The following is a 19633-nucleotide window of genomic DNA, read 5'->3' as shown; positions in this document are numbered from 1 at the left end:
CGCATGTTAAGTGCGGGATTCTTTATTGTTATGGCTGTGGAAATTCGAGTATCGCTTTGGCGAGCGATGGTGGGTTACCCATGTCGTACATACGTCCGCGTAGCCTTACACCTACCATGCCACTGCGCTTGCGAACAGCCTCGAGTGCTGAGGTAAGCTCAATTTCGGTTACGTGGTCGCCCTCAATCTCCTTCTGCATGATATCCTCGTGCAACTGTGAGAATACCTCGGGGGTAAGGATATACTGTCCGAATACGCTGTAGTACTCCTTATCGCCTCTCTTGTTGCGCACAGCCAGGAATTCCTCGGCATAGCTGGCCTTGGGCTTCTCGCACATGGCGTTCACGTTCAGAACGGTGTGGTCGTTATCCTCCCAAACACCATGCAGAATGCCATAGCGACTTACTTCGGCCAGTGGGATAGGATGGATACTTACCATCATGCGGTTATAGCGCTCGTAATCCTCGATCATCTGCAGAGCACAAGGTTTGTTGGAGTCGCTGCGATACAATGTGTCGCCTAATAATAGCAATACGGGCTCGTTACCTGCAAACTGCGCTGCCTGGTAAACGGCATGGCCAAAGCCACGTTTTTCGTGCTGATACACGTAGTGCAGTTTTTTACCAATATCTAAGATGTGATTCTCGTACTCCTGGGCCTCGGGGTTCAGCTTGCGCAGATGCTCATCGGGTAGCGGATGGTCGAAGAAATCGGCATACTGCTGACGCTCCTCCTCGGAACCTAATACCAGACAGATTTCCTCGATACCGCTCTGGATAAGCTCCTCGAGCAGAATCAGTATCACTGGACGTACCATGCCATCGGGACATGGAATGGGGAAGAAATCCTTCTTGATGACACGTGTGGCGGGATAAAGACGTGTACCGAAACCTGCCACGGGCACGATTGCACGGCGTACGGTGTGTACGGGCTTGAGCGTGAGCGTGTAGGACTTCATACCGCGACTGTTCAGGTAATCGGCCAACTTTTGCTGCGACTCAGCATCACGTGCCAGGAACTGTACCGAACCATCGCCATGCGAACCTACACCTTTACCACCCCATATCAATGACTGGATATTGGGATCCTGCAGGGTGGCATGCAATTTGGGAGAGTGCAGGGCTTCCGACATCGGAGCTATCTTCTCGTCGAACATCGCCTCGGCCTCGGTCATCAGTTTTCCCAGGCTCTCGGCATCGCCCGCTGCCATGTATTTAATGGCCCGGTCCACTATCTGCAGGTTCAGTTCGCCCAAGGCCTCGTGCTCGGCACGTTCGGCATCGCTATTGGGGAAGGGGTAGGCCTTGTTCAGATCCGACAGAATCTTAATGGTATCCTTCTCGGCGCACAAATCGGCAAACACCCAATGCAGAGGCTTCTTTACATTCAGTGAACGCACCTCGATCTCGTCGCCATCAAACGTCATCAGGTTAGGCTTTACACCAAATGCGCAGGCCTGGTCTAAGCGGCCACAACGGCTACTGGTTCGCAACTCGCCTAAGTAGGCAATGTTCATCTCGCCTAATGTGTTGAGATTCAGATTGTATAACTGATTAAAAGCGCGTGCCACCAATACACAGATGGCTGCCGACGACGACAAGCCACTCTTCATTGGCAGTGTCATGTCGGTAATGCGAATGCGCACACCGCCAACCTTATACCACTCGAGCATGTACGATGCCACACCCGCACAGTAGCAGAAGAATGATCCGCTTTTTGCAATACGCTTTAGTTCAGTCTCGTCCATGCGACAGCTGAAGTCCTGCCACACACTCTTAATCTCATCGGCTGTGCTGTAAAGTTCAAAAATACTCGACTTCTCTACTTCGGCGTAGATTCCCTGTTCGATACCCGTCACGATAGCTGCTCCAGGTTTAATGTCGGCATTCATTGTTCGGTAGTGTCCCGCCCAGTCGGTATGTTCACCAAACAGACATAGGCGTCCTGGTACGAATAGTTTCATATTTTTTCCTTTTTAGGTTATTTCGATACTGCAAAAGTAGTAAAAAATTGTCACAATGTTAAGTTTTTGACCATTTTTTTTGGTGATTTGGATAAAATTATCTATTTTTGCCGCAGATTATTAACAATTTAAATGATTATTGCCTATCGAAACAAACTCTACTCAATTTTAAATTTTTGAGCAAATGAGTACATTTACAAGTATGACTGACCAGGAATTGGTTCAGGCTTACCAAGATGGTAATAACCATGCATTCGACGAGTTACTCTCACGTACCCAGGACAATATCTTCAGCTACATTATGCGTGTAGTGAAGGATGAGGAGTTGGCTAACGAATTGTTTCAGGAAACGTTCCTGAAGATTATCAGCAAGATACAGAGCCACCAGTATACCGAAACGGGAAAACTGCAGTGGTGGATGATTCGCGTGGCCCATAACGTGGTGATTGACTACTATCGCGACCTGAAGAAGAACTTCGTGGTAGATGCTCCCAAGGAGAACGATCTGAGTGCCGTGAAGGGCGATGAGGTGATAGATGTGAATCGCGAAACCGAACTTACCAACCAGCGCACGATGAAGCAGTTGGTGCTGCTGATGAACGAACTGCCCGCCCCGCAGCGCGAGGTGGTGTATATGCGATACTTCCAGGATATGTCGTTCAAGGAGATAGCCGAGGAGTTGGGATGCAGCATCAATACATCGTTAGGACGTATGCGTTACGCCCTGATCAATATGCGCAAATACTCGCGCGAATATAATCTGAATCTCAGCTTAGAGTGAACGGAGCGACTTGATGATGCCCTCGGGATCGGCTGCGCCAAACACGTAGCTGCCACTTACCAGCACATCAACACCAGCTTCTACTAAGCGTGGGGCTGTCTCGCCCTGCACACCACCATCAACCTCAATCAGTGCGTGGCTGCCTTTCTCGTTGATGAGTTGGCGCAGGCGCTTTACTTTATCGATAGTGTTCTCGATAAACTTCTGTCCGCCAAAGCCGGGGTTTACGCTCATCAGCAGTACCATATCCACATCGTTAATGATATCCTCTAACACGCTAACGGGCGTGGCGGGGTTCAGTGTTACACCGGCTTTCATACCTGCCTGGTGAATCTCCTGAATGGTGCGATGCAGGTGCACACAAGCCTCGTAGTGCACATTCATCATCATGGCACCTAACTTGGCTGTCTGCGCAATGTAACGCTCAGGGTGCTCTATCATATAATGTACATCGAGTGGCTTTTTGCAAGCTTTTGCTACTGCCTCGAGTACGGGGAAACCAAACGAGATGTTGGGTACGAACGATCCGTCCATCACATCCAGATGAAGCCAGTCGGCCTCACTGCGATTAATCATATCGATGTCGCGGTCGAGATGCAGAAAATCTGCGGCAAGTAATGATGGTGATACTAATGCCATAATTTTTTAAGTTAGTTCAGGTTCGACGTTTTGTTGCAGTTACTACGATAGGTGTATGCAACAAGACGGATGAGGTCGAGCGTTTGTTTGCGCGGCTTGTACGTCTTCTCGCTGAACATGTTGTCGTCTGGAGTAAAAATCTTCATAGGCAATCTGTTTTTTATTGTTCTACCTATTTATAGTAACGCAAATATACCTTATTTTATTATATAATTATCGAAATTTTTAATGCCATTCAGGAAATCTTTGCCATTCATGCGCTTTTTTCCTGCCAACTGCAGCTCCTCGATCATCAGCAACTCGTCGGCTGCTTTGATGCAGGGCTTGCGGTCGATAATGGCTGTGTGACCAAGCTCGCCACTGGTATTTCCGGTTTTGCTGGTCTTGAAAATCTTCAGCACCGTTTCCTTACCCTCGGGCGATACCAGAGTGGTCCAGGCACCGGGATAGGGTGAAAGACCGCGGATAAAGTCGTAAACCTGCTTGGCTGGCTGGTTCCAGTTAATCTCGCAGGTTTCCTTGAATATCTTTGGCGCTGCATGCAGCTCGCTACCTACGGGTATCATCTGCTCCTGAGGGATGCTCTCGGGGTGTCCATCGGCAGCGATAATTTTTTCTAATGTCTCCAGACAGATCTCGGCACCAAGATGCATCAAACCGTCGTATACGTACTCTACATCGGCAGTATCGGGGATGCCGAAAGGCTTCTGCATGATAATGCGACCGGTGTCGATATCGTGGTCGAGGAAGAATGTGGTAACACCTGTTTGTGTTTCGCCGTGGATAACGGCCCAGTTGATGGGGGCTGCACCGCGATACTGTGGCAGCAAGGCGGCATGTACGTTAAAGGTGCCGTACTCAGGCATATCCCATACCACCTCGGGCAGCATGCGGAATGCTACTACCACCTGCAGGTTGGCCTGATAGCTGCGCAACTGCTCTACAAACTCGGGATCCTTCATCTTTACGGGTTGCAGTACGGGCAGATTGTGCTCGAGGGCATACTTCTTAACCTCAGATGGCTGCATCTCTGTCTGATGGCGACCAACGGGTTTATCGGGCTGTGTTACTACAGCCACTACATTATAATCGTTCTCAACCAAAGCCTGCAGTGTTGGCACGGCAAACTCGGGTGTTCCCATAAATACAATTCGTAAATCTTCCTTCTTCATTCTTCTTTTATTTTAATCTTCAGACATATCTGCCACCATCTTGCGATACATGGTGTAGATGCGTTGGCGCGAGATATAGCCTTTCAGGCGGTTCTCGGCATCGAGCACGGGTAGCCAGTTGGCGCCAGTACGATCGAAGGTGCGCATCACCTGCTGCATCTGCATGCCATCCGTGAGCAGTGCCTTTGGATCGGTCATTAACTGCGACGCTTTGAAGTGGTGATAGAGTTCTATTCTGAATACTACGTTTCTGATTTTCATAATGTCGATCTCGCCCAGCAATTTGCCACCTGCATCGAGCACGGGCAATACCGTAGAGTGGCTGCGACTGATTTTGTGTACAATCTGGTTCAGCTCCATATCGGGCTCAACGCCTAAATAATCGCGCTCAATGACCGAGTCGAGATTCATCAGTGTCAGCACGGCATGGTCGGTATGGTGGGTGAGCAGTTTTCCTTGTTTGGCCAGTCGCGAACCATAGATGCTGTGAGGCTCGAAGATGCTGATAGTCATGTAAGCCACCACGCTCACAATCATCAGTGGCATAAACATCGAGTAGCCACCAGTCAGCTCGGCAATCAGGAATATACCCGTAAGCGGTGCATGCATTACGCCCGACATCACACCTGCCATGCCTAGCAGCGAGAAGTTTTTCTCGGGCACATACACACCGATGGAGTTGATGTTCCAAAGTCGCGAAAAGAGGAATCCTGTAAAGCAGCCGATAAACAGCGATGGTGCGAATGTTCCACCACATCCGCCTCCACCATTGGTGGCCGATGTGGCTACTACCTTGGTAAATAGTACCAGGGCGATATATACCAGCAACAGCGAACCCTGACCCGAGAACATCGAGTTGTTAAGTATGCGGTTCCAGTCGTCGGCATTCTGTCCGTTCAACAGCAGATTAATGCTGCTGTAACCCTCGCCGTACAGCGCGGGGAACAGGAAGATAAGCAAACTAAGCGTAGTGCCGCCGATGGCCAGCTTTACGTAGGGCTTATCCTTGAATTTTGAGAATACATCCTCGCAGGCTCCCATCATGCGGATAAAGTACAGCGAAACCAGTCCGCAGGCAATGCCTAAGCCTATGCAGGCCGGAATGCGCTCCACGCTCCACTCGCTATCCAGATGGAAGGTAAAGAGCGATGAGTCGCCACTGAAGATATAGGTAAACACGGTGGCTGTTACGCACGATACCAGGATAGGTAGCAGGGCCGACATGGTCATATCAATCATCAGCACCTCGAGCGTAAACACCAGTCCGGCTATAGGCGCTTTAAAGATACCGGCAATAGCACCTGCAGCACCGCATCCTACCAGCGTCATCAGCATTTTTCGGTCGAGATGGAACAGCTGACCCAGGTTTGAGCCGATGGCCGAACCTGTAAGCACGATAGGTGCCTCGGCTCCTACCGATCCACCAAAGCCGATGGTGATGGCCGATGCAATCACACTCGACCAGCAGTTGTGCGATTTCAGTCGCGAGCGGTTGGATGAGATAGCGTAAAGAATACGCGTGATACCGTGCGAGATGTTATCTTTTACGATATAGCGTACAAACAGCGATGTGAGATAGATACCCACAACGGGGTAAACCAGGTAGAGCCAGTTGGCACGACTCTGGTTGAACGAACTGGTGAGCAGCGTTACAATCTGGTTGATAATCCAGTGCAGCACAAAGGCAGCCACGGCAGCGAAAAAGCCCACAAGCAGGGCGAGGATAATCATAAACATCCTCTCGCTCACGTGCTCTACACGCCAGTCGTGCAAGCGCTTCAGCCACTCCGGTCTTCTATCTGTTACTGTCGTTTCCATATTTTTTTTAGGCGTGCCTTTTCTTATTTGCGGATCACGGTTACTTCGCCGTTTTCTTTCAGTTTGATGATGCTCGATGGTGTGTGAGGCTTGTGCTCCTGACGACGGCTCCAGCATACGTAATCTACTGCCTCAAGGATACGTGGGTCGATGTCGCAGTAGTTTTGTGCTGCGGGCTCGCCACTGATGTTGGCCGATGTTGATACGATGGCCTTCTGGAAACGGAAGCAGAGTTCCTTCGAGAAAGGCTCGTTGGTGATACGGATGCCTAAGCTGCCATCCTCGGCAATCAGATTAGGTGCCAGATTGATAGCGCCATCCAGAATCAGTGTGGTTGGCTTGGCATCGGTAGCCTCTTTCAAGCTGTCGATGAGCTGCCATGCCACATCGGGCACATTGCGGAAGTAGCGCTGCATGCGGGCATCGCTATCCACCAGGCAGATAAGCGCCTTCGAATCCTCGCGCTGCTTAATCTCGTAAACACGCTTCACGGCCTCGGCATTGGTAGCATCGCAGCCAATACCCCAAACGGTGTCGGTGGGGTAGAGGATTACACCGCCCTTACGCATGCATTCTACGGCCTGCTTAATATCGTCTTCCTGTTTCATAATTAAAACTCGCTTGTAAAGTGGAACTTGATGTTTTCGAAGTCCTGCTGCGCCATGCTCAGCACGTAGCCGCTATCGGCCAGGAACACGTCGCGGCCGTCCTTATCCTTGGCCATGTACTGGTATTTGCGCTTCTTGAAGTTCTCCAGCTCCTGTGGATCGTCGCTCTCAATCCAGCAGGCCTTATACAGATGTACGGGCTCCCAACGGCACTTGGCGTTGTACTCGTTCTCCAGTCGGTACTGGATAACCTCGAACTGCAGCTGTCCTACGGTTCCGATAATTTTTCTATTATTAAACTGGTTTACGAACAGCTGTGCCACACCTTCGTCCATCAGCTGGTCGATACCCTTCTGCAGCTGCTTGGCCTTCATGGGGTCGTCGTTCTCGATATACTTAAACAGCTCGGGGCTGAACGAAGGCAGACCGCGGAAGTGCAGCTTCTCACCCTCTGTCAGTGTGTCGCCAATCTTAAACATGCCACCAGTATCGGGCAATCCTACGATATCGCCTGGCCAAGCTTCGTCGATGGTGCTCTTACGCTGAGCCATAAACTGGGTGGGGCTTGAAAAACGCATGGTCTTGCCTTGACGGACGTGCAGGTAAGGCTGGTTGCGCTGGAATTTACCAGAGCATACCTTACAGAATGCGATACACGAACGGTGGTTGGGGTCGATATTAGCGGTAATCTTAAAGATAAAGCCAGTAAACTTCTGTTCCTCGGGCTGCACATCGCGCTCCTCGGCCTTGGTGGGGCGTGGCGATGGTGCTATCTCAACAAAGCAGTTAAGCAGCTCCTGCACACCAAAGTTGTTCAGGGCCGATCCGAAGAATACGGGGGCCACTTCGGCCTCGCGGTATGTCTCCACGTCGAACTCGGGGTAAACACCATCCACCAGCTCCAGATCCTCGCGCAGCTTGGCGGCGTTCTCCTCGCCTACACGCTGGTCGAGCTCTTCGCTGTCGATGTCAACCTCAACCTTATCTGTCACGCGTTGCTTGTCGGGTGTAAACAGGTCGAGTTTTTGTTCGTAGATATTGTAAACGCCCTTGAACTTGGCACCCTGATTGATAGGCCAAGACAGTGGGCGAACCTTGATTTCGAGTTCCTGCTCCAATTCGTCGAGCAAGTCGAACGGATCGCGGCCTTCGCGGTCCATCTTATTGATAAAGATGATAACGGGTGTTTTGCGCATGCGGCACACCGTCATCAGTTTTCGGGTCTGAGTCTCAACACCTTTGGCGCCATCCACTACGATAATAGCCGAATCTACTGCGGTGAGTGTGCGGAAGGTATCCTCAGCAAAGTCCTGGTGACCTGGGGTATCCAGAATGTTCACCTTGTATTCGATGTCCTTGCCATCGGGGGTGTAATCGAACTCCATCACAGAGGTCGATACAGAGATACCACGCTGCTTCTCGATATCCATCCAGTCGCTGGTGGCAGTTTTCTTAATCTTGTTGCTTTTTACAGCTCCAGCCACCTGTATCTGTCCACCGAACAGCAGAAACTTCTCTGTCAGCGTAGTCTTACCCGCATCTGGGTGCGAAATGATGGCAAATGTACGTCTTCTTTCTATTTCCTGATTCATATACACATAATAATTAGGCACGAATTACGCGAATTAACACGAATTTATTTATACTTGTGCCCTTTCGTAAATAATTTCCTTTTGACTTTTAATGAATGCCCAAAATTTAAGAGCAATCCTATTTCTTTATGGCATGCTACCAGATAATTAACCAGTTGCCATTCGTGCTCAGGTCGTAAATCTGCTACTGCCTTTAATTCAATAATTACCTTATCTTCAACAATCATGTCGGGTATATAGTGCCCAACTACCTCTCCTTTATAGAATACATCTATTGCCTTTTGGCATTCGCACTTCATTCCACGCTTTGTTAACTCCTTATACAATGCATTACCATATACTGCTTCAAGAAATCCAAATCCTAATTCTCTATGAACCTCTTGTGCAGCTCCAATGATTTTGTTTGTATATTCGTCTTCAAATAACATAAATTCGTGTTAATTCGTGAAATTCGTGCCTAAAATGTCAGCCTATAAACCTAGCTTATCGATGCACTGCTCGAGGCTTTCTTCCCAGTAGGGGATTTCGATGTTGTAGGTCTGCTTTATTTTTGTTTTGTCTAATACGCTGTAGTGTGGACGGGCGGCGGGAGTAGGATACTCGGTGGTGTGCAGGGGGCGCACCTTGCAATCCTTGATACCGGCAATGCGGTGGATGGCCTTGGTAAAGTCGTACCACGAGATAACACCCTCGTTGCTGAAGTGATAAATGCCTGGCACGATGCCTTGATTGATGGCGGCAAAGATGGCCACTGCCAAGTCGCGAGCGTATGTTGGTGTACCTATCTGGTCGAAGATTACACCCAGCTCGGGCTTCTCCTTGCCAAGTCGGATCATCGTCTTTACAAAGTTGTTGCCGAATGTAGAGTACAGCCACGCTGTGCGGATAATCATCGAGCGCTGGCAACCGCTGGTTACCTCCTGCTCGCCTGCAAGCTTGGTGCGGCCGTAGGTGCTGTTGGGGCATACACTGTCCTCTTCGGTATAGGGACGGTGATTGGTACCGTCGAACACATAATCGGTCGAAATCTGAATCATCCATCCACCACGCTTCTCGATGGCCTTGGCCAGCAGTCCTGGGGCGGTGGCGTTCAGTTTGTGGCACAGCTCCTGGTTCTCCTCAGCCTTATCCACGGCTGTGTAGGCGGCGCAGTTCACAATACCGTCAATCTCGTTGTCGGCTACAAATCGGTTGATGGCGGCCTCGTCGGTAATATCCAGCTCGGCCACATCCGTATTAAAATAGGTATGCTGCTGGTTTTCCTTTTCCAGCAGCTGCATTTCGTTTCCTAACTGTCCGTTACAACCCGTAATCAGTATCTTCATTGTTATTCGAATTTCAGTCCTTCTTCTTTATCCTTTTTATAATAATCTGAGAGCATGCCGATAAATGTTGTAATCTCCTTTACGGCATGTGCTGTGTCGGGCGAAATGTCCTTCTTCTGCAGGCGCAGCAGCATCACACCGTACAGCGAGTTAAAACAGGTTTCAATCTCGTTTTCCTGCTTGTTGGCACCACGGTTGCGCAGCTCTACGATAAAGGGCAGCACTTTGTAGTAAGCCGTGTTGTAAAAGGGAAATTTGCTGCTCTGTAACAGCTGCTGGTGCAGCTCAATCAGCATCTGCATGGTAACCTTGTTAATCTGCAGATGTCCCTGTTCGCGGCATCCCTCCTGATTCATCATGCGTATCAGGTTGCCAAACCAGTCGGTCTCCTCTTCCTTCTGTTCGTCGTTGTAGTCAAAGCGCTCTATGTATTCGCGCTTAATGCGTTGCAGCGAGCAGTCGAATGCTCGCACCGTGTCTTCCATCTGCCACATATACAGCAGATACTCGGCAATGTTGGTTTTTCTAAGTTCGTTTGCTATAAACATATTTTATGCTAAAATAATCTTACCAGGTTGGTGGTTAGTCCGAGCAGCATAATGATACTGCCCACGATTACTGCCACGCCAATCACTTTGTTGATAATCTTGATACCGTTGGTGTCAAACTTAGTGCGTATCTGATCTACCAGCCATGTCAGTCCCCACCACCACAGCATAGCGCCTGCCACAATGCTGGCAAAGCCCACAATCATCTCGAACGGATGGTTGGGCAGCACAAAGGCAAACTGTGCATACATGGCCAGGAACAGGAAGATGATGAGTGGATTTGAGAACGTAACCAGAAAGGCTGTCCACGTGTTGTACCACAGTGTGCCTTGCTGCTTGCCGCTCTGGTGCATTTTCTGTGTAGGGTCGGTTTGGTAGGTGTACCAGCCGAAGCACAACAATAAGATGCTACCCGCCATCTGCAGATAGAATCTGTTCTGGTCGTTGGTGATAAAATCCATCACAAACGACATTCCGTAGCCAGCAAACGCGGCATATATAATGTCGCTCACAGCGGCACCCATGCCTGTGGCAAAGCCAAACCAGCGGCCCTTGTTAAGTGTGCGCTGCACGCACAGAATGCCTACCGGTCCCATCGGTGCGCTGGCAATCACACCGATCAACATCCCTTTAAAGATGAAGTCTAATATATTAATTGGTATATGAATGGGCATAACGGGTGCAAAGTTACGAAAATTTTTCCTCATACGGCTGATTTTAGTCATTCTTTTATAAAATAATGGTTAATTTCCGTAAAAAGTCAAGTGTTATGCCGAAAAAATTAGTAATTTTGTGCCTTGAAATCGAAATTCGATATTAATATAGACTAATAAACTTATTATAATTATGAACGAACAGAACGCAGAAATTAAGCCTTACGTTATTGGCTTAGACTTAGGAGGTACCAATTCAGTATTTGGTATTGTTGATGCCCGTGGCGATATCAAGGCCACTACTGCCATCAAGACTGGTGGCTACGACAATGTAGATGATTATGTAGCCGCATCGGTCCAGGCTTTGCAGCCTATCATCGAGCAGGTTGGCGGTATCGAGAAAATCAAGGCCATGGGTATTGGTGCTCCTAACGGCAACTATTATAACGGCACAATCGAGTTTGCTCCTAATCTGCCTTGGGCTCACGATGGTGTAGTACCCTTGGCTAAGCTGTTCAGCGATGCACTGGGCATTCCCGTAGCCCTTACCAACGATGCTAATGCCGCTGCTATCGGCGAGATGGTTTACGGCGTGGCTCGTGGCATGAAGAACTTCATCGTGATTACTCTTGGTACCGGTGTAGGTTCGGGTATTGTTGTTAACGGTCAGCTGCTTTACGGCCACGATGGCTTTGCCGGCGAGCTGGGTCACGTAACAATGGTTCGTGGCGAGGAAGGTCGCGCTTGCGGATGCGGTCGTACAGGCTGTTTGGAGTGCTACTGCTCGGCTACTGGTGTGGCTCGTACTGCTCGTGAGATGCTGGCTAAGACCGACCGTCCATCATTGTTGCGCGAGATGAACCCCGAGGATATCACATCGCTCGATGTATCAATCGCTGCCGGTAAGGGCGACGAGCTGGCTAAGGACATCTACGAGTTCACCGGAAAGATGCTTGGCGAGGCTTGTGCCGATTTCGCTGCCTTCTCATCACCCGAGGCATTCATCTTCTTCGGTGGTATGGTTAAGGCCGGCGAGCTGATTATGAAGCCAATCCGCGAGGCTTACGATGCCCACGTGCTTAAGATTTTCAAGAACAAGGCCAAGTTCCTTGTTTCTGGTCTCGATGGTGCCAGTGCAGCCGTTCTCGGTGCCTCGGCCATCGGTTGGGAAGTATAAAATTTCATAATAATATTAAGATAATGGTTGTTAGGGGGGCTCGCCGCGTGATGCTGCGAACCCCTCGTTTTCTTTACAGCCCCATGCAACTGGTTGCTCCGAGTGCTGTGATAATCGCCGTTGCGATACTTGCAATCATCTGCAGGATAAACTTTACGGTTTCCTTCTTGCTCATAACTCACCTCCTTTCTTAGTTCATGTCGCTGCCGCCGCTGCCTGGGTTGCTTGGCTGATTGCCACCAGTGTTACCGCTCTGGTTGGTGTTGCCGCTGTTGCCGCCGGTGTTCTCGTTCTCAGGGTCCTCAATGTCGCCGCTGTCGCCGCTGGTTACGCGCTTCAGTACGGTGCCATCCTCGTCCAGACAGGTAATTTGTATCGAGGTGTTCTTCAGCTCGTCCTTTACGTCGGTGCTGGGGGTGAACACAATGCGTCGGGTAGTAATCAGTGCGGTCTTCACGTCGTCCAGATTCTCTACAGCCTTACTGCGCACGCTGAATCGCATGGTACCCAGTCCAGGTATGGGGATAGAGTGACCTTCGGTGGCCCATGCTCTGATCACTTCGCCTGCGGCATCCCAAGCCGCTTTAATAACTCCTGTTGCAATACCGCTGCGGGTAGCAGCCTCTGCAAACACCTTCTTTTCCTGGATGGGCGTGTACAGATCGGGACGCATTACAAAACGCTTTGCTCCAGGATTCTTGCCGATTTTTAGCACTCGGCGCTGTGCGATTACTTTAATTGCCATAGCTTTAGTAAAATTAAAAAATTAAAGAATTAAAAAATGTAATAATTATAGGATTGTAAATAATTTTTAAATTCTATCATTTTTACTTTTTTACATTGTTCTGAGTTCGGGTTCGGGCTGCCTTTTAAGTTAAAATTCAGCTACTATTAATTCGCGCAAATTCTGCTATTAATGCTCGCTATTTTTCTCCTTAACGGCCGCCCTCAGCCTCCCTCGTTGTTGACAATGCAAAGGTACGAAATTTTCACTGTTCGGCCAAATTCCGCCCCTCCATAACTTGTAAAAATCTGTTAACGCCAAACAATCCCGCGCCATACCCATGACAATGACCAATGACAAAATGACGTTTAGCCCCAGCCACCCCACAAAACAAAAGCCTATAATAATATAATTATTATAGACCATTACTCTGCACATCGCCACACCCTTAATGTCACGATGTCATCCGTCACGCTGTCATCAAAAAAATCTTTAATTATTTGGCGATTTCGCTATTTCTCCTTATATTTGCAGCAGAAATATTAATATACTTAAGAAACTCGATTATGAAAGAATTCTATATCACCCGCTGGCAAGCCATCTCAAAAGCTGTGTTAATCCCCTTAGCAGCTGTGGGTTATTGGGCCATCTGCATCCATCTTATCCCCCTCAACGAGCCCTATGTGTCGGCCACAGTGAATCACCTCACCGAAGGAGCGCTGATTTTTGGTGCAGTATTAATGGCGTACATCGTGGCATTCCATGCTTTTACCGAGTTAAAACTCCTACTCCGCCGCACGCCGATAGTTACCATCACCAGCGATCAGCTGCAGGTTTACGATTTCACCTATAAATGCCACCGTGTGTTCGACTGGAAGGACGTAGTAAAGATTGAGGAAGTTTCTATGAGGAGCGCGACATTCTTCGATGTCTACGTGCGCAACGAGGAGCGATATCAGATAATAGAGACCAACCGCTGGCGCCGCTTCATGCAGAGACTAAACAACTCCTTTCTGCAAGGCGCCACCGTACGCATCAGCCCCACCATCCTCAACATCTCCAATCGCGAATTATTCAACATGCTCCAAAGCCACATAAGCAAATAATCGCTAAAAAATTTGGTGGTTTCAGAAAAATATTCTATCTTTGCACCCAGAAAAAGTCCTTTGCAACTGAAAGGTTACGTTGACGTAGCTCACTCGTGTAGGTTGTACGGGGCTGTTTCTATTTTATGACGTTTAGTCAACTCCTCATTCTTTGTATAGTTACGCGGCACAAAGTTCCAATGTAAGTATGGACATTCCCACAAATCGGTCTGTTTTGTGATAGGAGTTGTAATACCTATATTAAAACCTGGATGCAACTGCCATATCTTTGTACGTATATACTTATATATACGCTCCTTCACTATGTTTCGCTTAGCTCTTTTGCCGTCAATACCACGTTCCTTGTGTTTATCGTTCAGTCTAAAGCACATCGAACCAAGTACCAAGTCCATCACTTGCAATGGTAAATGTTTCTTAGAGTTTACTTCTGCCACATCACCATCCTTAATGTGAACATTGGCTTTTTGGAATGACTTAAGTTCGTTTAAGTGATAGATTGCCTTAAGAAATTCATCTCTAGCAGGTCCCTTCAGTGGCATATCGTCAATAAGAAGTCTCACACGAACTTCCTTACCAGTAGGGTTACTATGTATCAGTCCAAAATCATTCTTAATAAATTGGTAGTATAGCATAGGATACTCTTTTCTTCGTTGCTCGTTGGTCAGTCCAACAGCTTCAAATTGGCGATGACGGAAAAACATACGCATCTTTACCTTACCCTCACCCATCAACATAAAGAGAATGTCGATAATTCTTTTGTAGCGTTCTTCTGTATAATCATTCACCTTCTGCCACTTTATCTCCTCATTTTCTAATCCCTGCTCTTTTACAACAGTAGACAACCTTGCAAGCACCTCTTCTAGATGCTCTGATTTTATCAGTATACCACCATAGAAATTGGCGTAGTACTTACCCGTAGTATCGCTTTCATCAGTCCAGATGTAATACATGTCTCTTCAAAATTTCTGGCAAAGGTAGCAAAAATAATCAAGAGCAAAGACTATTTTTACGAAAAATATAACAAAATAACTGCAACCATCATTTCTGATGATTGCAGTTGTTGTAATTATAAGGTTTGTTTACCACCATGAACCTCCCTCATACTTTGCGTCTACATGATATTCTGTTCCATTATATGTAATCGAACGCTCTTTTTAACGTTGCATACCTTCTGATTTACAGTGCGTTACGTTGTGAGTAGTAAAGTGGAATATAGGGGCTTTAACGATTATTATGACATTTTTCGCGCTGGCGTACTTGTTGGCTCAAGCCTTTTTTCTTAACTTTGTAGCCGTTTTAGTATTTTAATTATTTTAATCAAATATTATATGTTAAAAAGTTTAAAAATATCTGGTTTTTCTCCGATGAGAAGTGGCACTGGCGGTGCCGCTGTTAAGGTGATTAACACCATTCTACAAAAGCAAACTTGTAAAACTAACAACCCCACAAATAATACTCTAACTGACTCACGTCGACTGTATGCCAAATTTACACCCAGCCAATACAACCATACAAGAAGTAATTACAACAACGGAGAATACAACACTGCGAAGTGCTGTGATAAATCGTATAACACAAACATTCAAACTGATGGGGGCGGAGGCTGCTATGGCAGAGTTCAATCAGATGACTGTATTCTTTTCGGGATGCAGAGACTGGCCGGATATCAACAACGAGGTGATGGCCTTTTTGTTGGAAATGAAACAACAGGCCGACCATGCCGAGGCGGAACGCGTGGCCAAAAGCGAGGCTTCGCTTTTGCGAGCGCTGGCAGCAAACGGACTGAACGGAAATCAGATAAACTTTTTGACGGGTCAGGCTGCTCAGGCACCGTATTATGGAGCATCAACTAACGAAGGAGATAAACATTGAATATGAATAGCAACGAACTGAAAGACCTGTTATCGGCCGTGGTGTCGCAGGCCAAACAAGTTAATATTCTTACCGGCGATCATGCTCAGGCTGTATATCACGAGGCCGAAAAGCCTGCCAAGCATGCCGATAAGGATGAACACGATGTTGAGGCTGCCACGCAGGCTGCTATGGAATATGTGGGTAGACTGAAGGAAATGGTTGCCCCTGCCTGGGCCGACCGCTATATGGATTTGTGTGAGCAGATATTCGCTCTGCCGCAGGTGCGCGTAAACATTGCCATCGTAGGCAAACAGCAAGGCACTACGTTTAACCGGAACATGGTGGCCAATGTTGTACAGATGATGTTGCGGGAGAATGATATCTTTCTGCCAACAGCTAACCCCTCGCGGATGGCTGAGAAACTAGAAAATAACAAAGATCACTCGGTAAAGGCTGCCCTGGGCGCCGTGCCTCTGGATAAGCAACTAAAAGAGGCTGTAAAGGCTAAAATAAAAGAAAGTAAGCAGGCTTTGTGATGCGGTAAATAATTGATTTACAGATAGGTAAGAAGAAAGAAAGTTGGCGCAGCTTTCTTTCTTTTTTTCTTTTATGCGCTCATCGTATCTTTGCACTCGAAAACAAATTTAAAGGTCGCTGAAAAGGCAGCGACGTAAAATTCGAGATGCAATGAGCAAACGAAACGATTTAAGAAACGCGTGGAAAGGGCTGAGAGCTCAGCGCGACAAAATGCAGATGGCAAAGGTAAATCGCCAAGGGGTATCAAACTCTAAGTATTTCCACTAATTTAAATTATTAACCCAGAGTTGAGGTCGAGGGAATCAATTGAGCGTCGATCATGTCGATGTAGGGCCCTTTCTCGAAAACTTCTCTCGCAAATCAACTCCAACAATGAGAAAGAATTTTAAGCAGCAGTTATTAGTAGGCGAAGTAAAAATGGAAACACAAACCGTGTTCCACGCCAATGGCGACATGAATATCTACCCCTGCGGATGGGAGAACCAACAGGTAACCAGCGGTGGCAGTCGCGAACCACGAGGCAAAATGCTGATCGGGGAGGATGGCACCAGCCACTTTAAGGCTTACCGCAGCAATACCGGACGCCGACGTGAGTTGCTATTCACCACCCGTCATGCCAAGGTAGAAATGACGCGCCCCGTGTACGATAGTCGTTTTCCGTATCGCCGTCGTTTGGCATCGGAGTACGTGTACGTAACCTTTAAGTTCCCCAAAAACCTTGGCCTGGCACTCACCAAGGCCATCTATCAGGAGGAGGCCGACGAAATTTTGGCATATTTTAAAACCAGAAAGGAGGAAACCATATGGCAGCAAGATTAATAGCACTTAACCACCGCAGAACCCGTGAGCAAAACAGGGCATTCGTAACAGAATGCCCGCTCACCGAGTACGATACGCTTACACGCAGCACCGAACTGCAACAGCTGGTGAACCGTATTAATAACACCACCGACGATGAGCAGCAACGGCAACTGAAGTCGGCCCTGCCATTCCGCTGTGCGCACTACACACGCTTTCGTGATAACCACCGCGACCGCGAACATATTTGCCCAGAAAGCTTTACCTGGCAGACGTGTGTGGATATCGACGATCCGGAGCTGGTAGAACGTGCCAATACCATGTCGGAAAAGCTGGATATCCAAGCCGGTGGCGAGTGGCAGTGCATGATGCTGCACAAGGATTATTCGGCGCGCCGGAAGTTGCACATCGATATCCGATTGCCGATAGGAATGACCGTGCCCGAGGCGCAGCGTGCATACTGCCGTGCGCTTGGTGTTGAGGCCGATACCAGCTGTTTTACCCCCGAGCGGTTTATCTACATAACGCCTGCGGATTACGAGATTTATCGTGCCGATGGCTGGTATGAGCAGCTGAGCGACGAAGAGATTGCTATCCGCCGTAAAGCCTACACCGACCGTGGATTATCAATCGATGGAAGAACTGCCGATGGCTCGTACTACGACGGAGAAGAAAAAAGTATTCGTGATAATTCGTGTAATTCGTGCCAACAATATCCAGGCGAGTTCAAAGGCATAGCTTACGATGCGATTATAGCCGAGTTCTGGCGGCGAACGGGTGGGGTGCCATCCGAGGGCGAGCGTAACAAACGCTTGCACCAGTTGGCGGCCAATCTGCGTGCCATCTGCGATAACAATCAGGCGTGGCTGCTACAGGTAATGCCTTCTGTAGGCTTGTCGCAACAAGAGTTGCAATCTATCATCCACTCGGCTTGCAAAGAGCCTACCAAGGGCTCGAAGATGATGGACGATATTGTGGCGCAGCTGTCGGCCCCAACCGCAGAAATCGATATCGATACCAACCAGCCCGAAACACCAGCCGCACCGCTGAACGTAAAAGCACTACCGATGGGACTGAAGGAATCGCTGGTAGGTGTGCCCCCAAAAATGCACATGCCCGTGCTGTGCTCGGTGCTGCCATTGGCCGCCGCTTATGCCGACCAGGTAGAGGTGCGCTACTGCGATGGCGAGATGCAGAAACTTGGCATGATGGCCATTATACACGGCGAGCAGGCCTCGGGTAAATCGGTGTGTAAACACGCCATCAATGTATGGCTGCGACAGCTGGAGGCCGAAGACGAACTGGCCCGACAGCGCGAGGATGAGTGGCGCGACAAAAAGAAAGCCCGAAAGGCCAACGAAAAGGCTCCCGACGACCCGAAGGTGCTGATACGCGTGGTGCCCATTACCATCAGTTGCTCTACGCTACTTAAACGACTGAAGAACTCGCGCGGACATACGCTCTTTTCGTTCGGCGAAGAACTCGATACGCTGCGAAAAACCAACGGTGCCGGTTCGTGGAGCTCGAAGTACGATATCTACCGATTGGCCTTCGACCCGCTGGATTCGAAATGGGGTCAGGATTACAACAGCGATCAGGCCGAGAGCGGCGTGGTGTGCGTGGCTTACAACTGGACCATGCTGGGTACCGATGGTGCCGTGCGCAAGTGCTTTAAGAACGATAACATCGAGAACGGACTGTCAAGCCGTATGCTGCTGGCCGAAATGCCCGATTCGTCGTTTGCTAAGATGCCCAAGTACCGCAAGCGCACCACCGTTGACGAAAACCGCATACAGCAGGCCGTAAGCAGGCTGCGATCGTACACCGGCTATGTGGATACCCCCAAGCTGCGCCATGCCATCGAAGAATGGTGCGAACAGAAGCGCATAGAGGCGGCCAAGGATATCGACCACGTAAAGGATGTGTACCGCCGTCGTGCCGCCGTTATCGGCTTCCGCTGTGGCGTTGTCTTCCATCTGCTTACGGGCAACATGAAGGAGAGCAAGGCCTGCACCGATTTTGCGGTAATGATGGCCCAGTACAGCATGGAGCAGCAGATACGCACCTTTGGAAGCATATTGCAAAACCAGTATGTGGATGCCGAGCAGGAAAGCAAGCGCTACGGCTGCAACCGCTCGATATTCGACCAGCTGCCGCCCACCTTTACCATCGACGATGTGATAGCCCTCAAGGCCAAAACAGTATCGCACAACGCCATTGTAAAGATCGTTTCGCGTTGGAACATCGATGGCTGGGTTGAGAAGATTGATGCCACGCATTGGAGTAAAACCAAGCATGACGATGACAACGTGACAAAATGACATTAAGCTTATACGAA

General features: G+C 48.7%; 21 protein-coding genes. 7 read left to right on the top strand and 14 right to left on the bottom strand.

Going from position 1 to position 19633, the window contains the following annotated elements:
* Positions 1 to 28 precede the first annotated feature (28 nt).
* Complete coding sequence (locus T500_RS0106415; RefSeq protein WP_028907428.1) at positions 29 to 1963, bottom strand: sugar phosphate nucleotidyltransferase; 1935 nt, start codon at positions 1961 to 1963, stop codon at positions 29 to 31.
* Between the two features lie 184 nt (positions 1964 to 2147).
* Between T500_RS0106415 and T500_RS0106410 the strand changes: the two genes are divergently transcribed.
* Entirely contained in the window at positions 2148 to 2744 is a 597-nt protein-coding gene (locus T500_RS0106410) for an RNA polymerase sigma factor (protein WP_028907427.1), read from the top strand.
* Here the strand turns inward: T500_RS0106410 and rpe are convergent.
* The 10 genes from rpe to T500_RS0106360 are packed head-to-tail and all read right to left on the bottom strand — an operon-like array spanning position 2736 to position 11120.
* A complete protein-coding gene (gene rpe / locus T500_RS0106405; protein ID WP_155267459.1) occupies positions 2736 to 3386 on the bottom strand; it encodes a ribulose-phosphate 3-epimerase in 651 nt (216 codons plus the stop codon). The genes T500_RS0106410 and rpe overlap by 9 nt on opposite strands.
* Before the next feature lie 8 nt (positions 3387 to 3394).
* On the bottom strand, positions 3395 to 3529 hold the full coding sequence (locus tag T500_RS17395; protein WP_255327352.1) for a hypothetical protein: 135 nt from the start codon (positions 3527 to 3529) through the stop codon (positions 3395 to 3397).
* Between the two features lie 51 nt (positions 3530 to 3580).
* Positions 3581 to 4555 (bottom strand): methionyl-tRNA formyltransferase, encoded by a 975-nt coding sequence (gene fmt / locus T500_RS0106395; protein ID WP_028907425.1) that lies wholly within the window; start codon positions 4553 to 4555, stop codon positions 3581 to 3583.
* A gap of 12 nt (positions 4556 to 4567) precedes the next feature.
* Positions 4568 to 6373 (bottom strand): chloride channel protein, encoded by a 1806-nt coding sequence (locus tag T500_RS0106390; RefSeq protein WP_028907424.1) that lies wholly within the window; start codon positions 6371 to 6373, stop codon positions 4568 to 4570.
* 23 nt (positions 6374 to 6396) lie between these two features.
* A complete protein-coding gene (locus T500_RS0106385; protein ID WP_028907423.1) occupies positions 6397 to 6981 on the bottom strand; it encodes an L-threonylcarbamoyladenylate synthase in 585 nt (194 codons plus the stop codon).
* Between the two features lie 2 nt (positions 6982 to 6983).
* On the bottom strand, positions 6984 to 8573 hold the full coding sequence (locus tag T500_RS0106380; RefSeq protein ID WP_028907422.1) for a peptide chain release factor 3: 1590 nt from the start codon (positions 8571 to 8573) through the stop codon (positions 6984 to 6986).
* Positions 8574 to 8617: 44 nt separating this feature from the next.
* Positions 8618 to 9001: a GxxExxY protein gene (locus T500_RS0106375; RefSeq protein WP_028907421.1), complete on the bottom strand. Its 384-nt coding sequence runs from the start codon at positions 8999 to 9001 to the stop codon at positions 8618 to 8620.
* 42 nt (positions 9002 to 9043) lie between these two features.
* Complete coding sequence (gene rfbD, locus T500_RS0106370) at positions 9044 to 9898, bottom strand: dTDP-4-dehydrorhamnose reductase (protein WP_028907420.1); 855 nt, start codon at positions 9896 to 9898, stop codon at positions 9044 to 9046.
* A 2-nt stretch (positions 9899 to 9900) separates the two neighbouring features.
* Entirely contained in the window at positions 9901 to 10446 is a 546-nt protein-coding gene (locus T500_RS0106365; protein WP_028907419.1) for a DUF4924 family protein, read from the bottom strand.
* Positions 10447 to 10454: 8 nt separating this feature from the next.
* Positions 10455 to 11120 carry a LysE family translocator gene (locus T500_RS0106360; protein ID WP_028907418.1) on the bottom strand — a complete coding sequence of 222 codons (666 nt, stop codon included), beginning with the start codon at positions 11118 to 11120 and terminating at the stop codon, positions 10455 to 10457.
* 172 nt (positions 11121 to 11292) lie between these two features.
* Between T500_RS0106360 and T500_RS0106355 the strand changes: the two genes are divergently transcribed.
* The gene (locus T500_RS0106355; protein WP_028907417.1) at positions 11293 to 12276 is read left to right on the top strand and encodes an ROK family protein; all 984 of its coding nucleotides are present in this window, start codon (positions 11293 to 11295) and stop codon (positions 12274 to 12276) included.
* A gap of 73 nt (positions 12277 to 12349) precedes the next feature.
* Here T500_RS0106355 and T500_RS16890 read toward each other — a convergent pair whose 3' ends face one another.
* A complete protein-coding gene (locus tag T500_RS16890) occupies positions 12350 to 12451 on the bottom strand; it encodes a smalltalk protein (protein WP_155267458.1) in 102 nt (33 codons plus the stop codon).
* A gap of 15 nt (positions 12452 to 12466) precedes the next feature.
* Complete coding sequence (locus T500_RS0106350) at positions 12467 to 13021, bottom strand: DNA-binding protein (protein ID WP_028907416.1); 555 nt, start codon at positions 13019 to 13021, stop codon at positions 12467 to 12469.
* 545 nt (positions 13022 to 13566) lie between these two features.
* Between T500_RS0106350 and T500_RS0106345 the strand changes: the two genes are divergently transcribed.
* Entirely contained in the window at positions 13567 to 14106 is a 540-nt protein-coding gene (locus tag T500_RS0106345; RefSeq protein WP_028907415.1) for an STM3941 family protein, read from the top strand.
* 89 nt (positions 14107 to 14195) lie between these two features.
* On the opposite strand, the gene T500_RS15320 is transcribed toward T500_RS0106345, so the two are convergent.
* Positions 14196 to 15056, bottom strand: coding sequence for a DUF3800 domain-containing protein (locus T500_RS15320; protein ID WP_051611919.1), 861 nt, complete (start codon positions 15054 to 15056; stop codon positions 14196 to 14198).
* A gap of 607 nt (positions 15057 to 15663) precedes the next feature.
* Between T500_RS15320 and T500_RS0106335 the strand changes: the two genes are divergently transcribed.
* The 4 genes from T500_RS0106335 to T500_RS15315 all read left to right on the top strand — a co-directional run bounded on the left by T500_RS0106335 (position 15664) and on the right by T500_RS15315 (position 19616).
* The gene (locus tag T500_RS0106335) at positions 15664 to 15978 is read left to right on the top strand and encodes a hypothetical protein (RefSeq protein ID WP_028907414.1); all 315 of its coding nucleotides are present in this window, start codon (positions 15664 to 15666) and stop codon (positions 15976 to 15978) included.
* A 2-nt stretch (positions 15979 to 15980) separates the two neighbouring features.
* Positions 15981 to 16496 carry a hypothetical protein gene (locus T500_RS0106330; protein ID WP_028907413.1) on the top strand — a complete coding sequence of 172 codons (516 nt, stop codon included), beginning with the start codon at positions 15981 to 15983 and terminating at the stop codon, positions 16494 to 16496.
* A 373-nt stretch (positions 16497 to 16869) separates the two neighbouring features.
* Positions 16870 to 17316 (top strand): hypothetical protein, encoded by a 447-nt coding sequence (locus T500_RS0106325; RefSeq protein ID WP_028907412.1) that lies wholly within the window; start codon positions 16870 to 16872, stop codon positions 17314 to 17316.
* Positions 17301 to 19616 carry a hypothetical protein gene (locus T500_RS15315; RefSeq protein WP_051611918.1) on the top strand — a complete coding sequence of 772 codons (2316 nt, stop codon included), beginning with the start codon at positions 17301 to 17303 and terminating at the stop codon, positions 19614 to 19616. The genes T500_RS0106325 and T500_RS15315 overlap by 16 nt, the downstream gene beginning before the upstream one ends.
* Positions 19617 to 19633: the final 17 nt, after the last annotated feature.

The organism is Xylanibacter ruminicola Ga6B6, assembly GCF_000687715.1.
Taxonomy (GTDB): Bacteria; Bacteroidota; Bacteroidia; order Bacteroidales; family Bacteroidaceae; genus Prevotella; species Prevotella ruminicola_B.
Note: the sequence above shows the minus strand (reverse complement) of the source record. Positions and strands in the feature narration are given on the sequence as shown.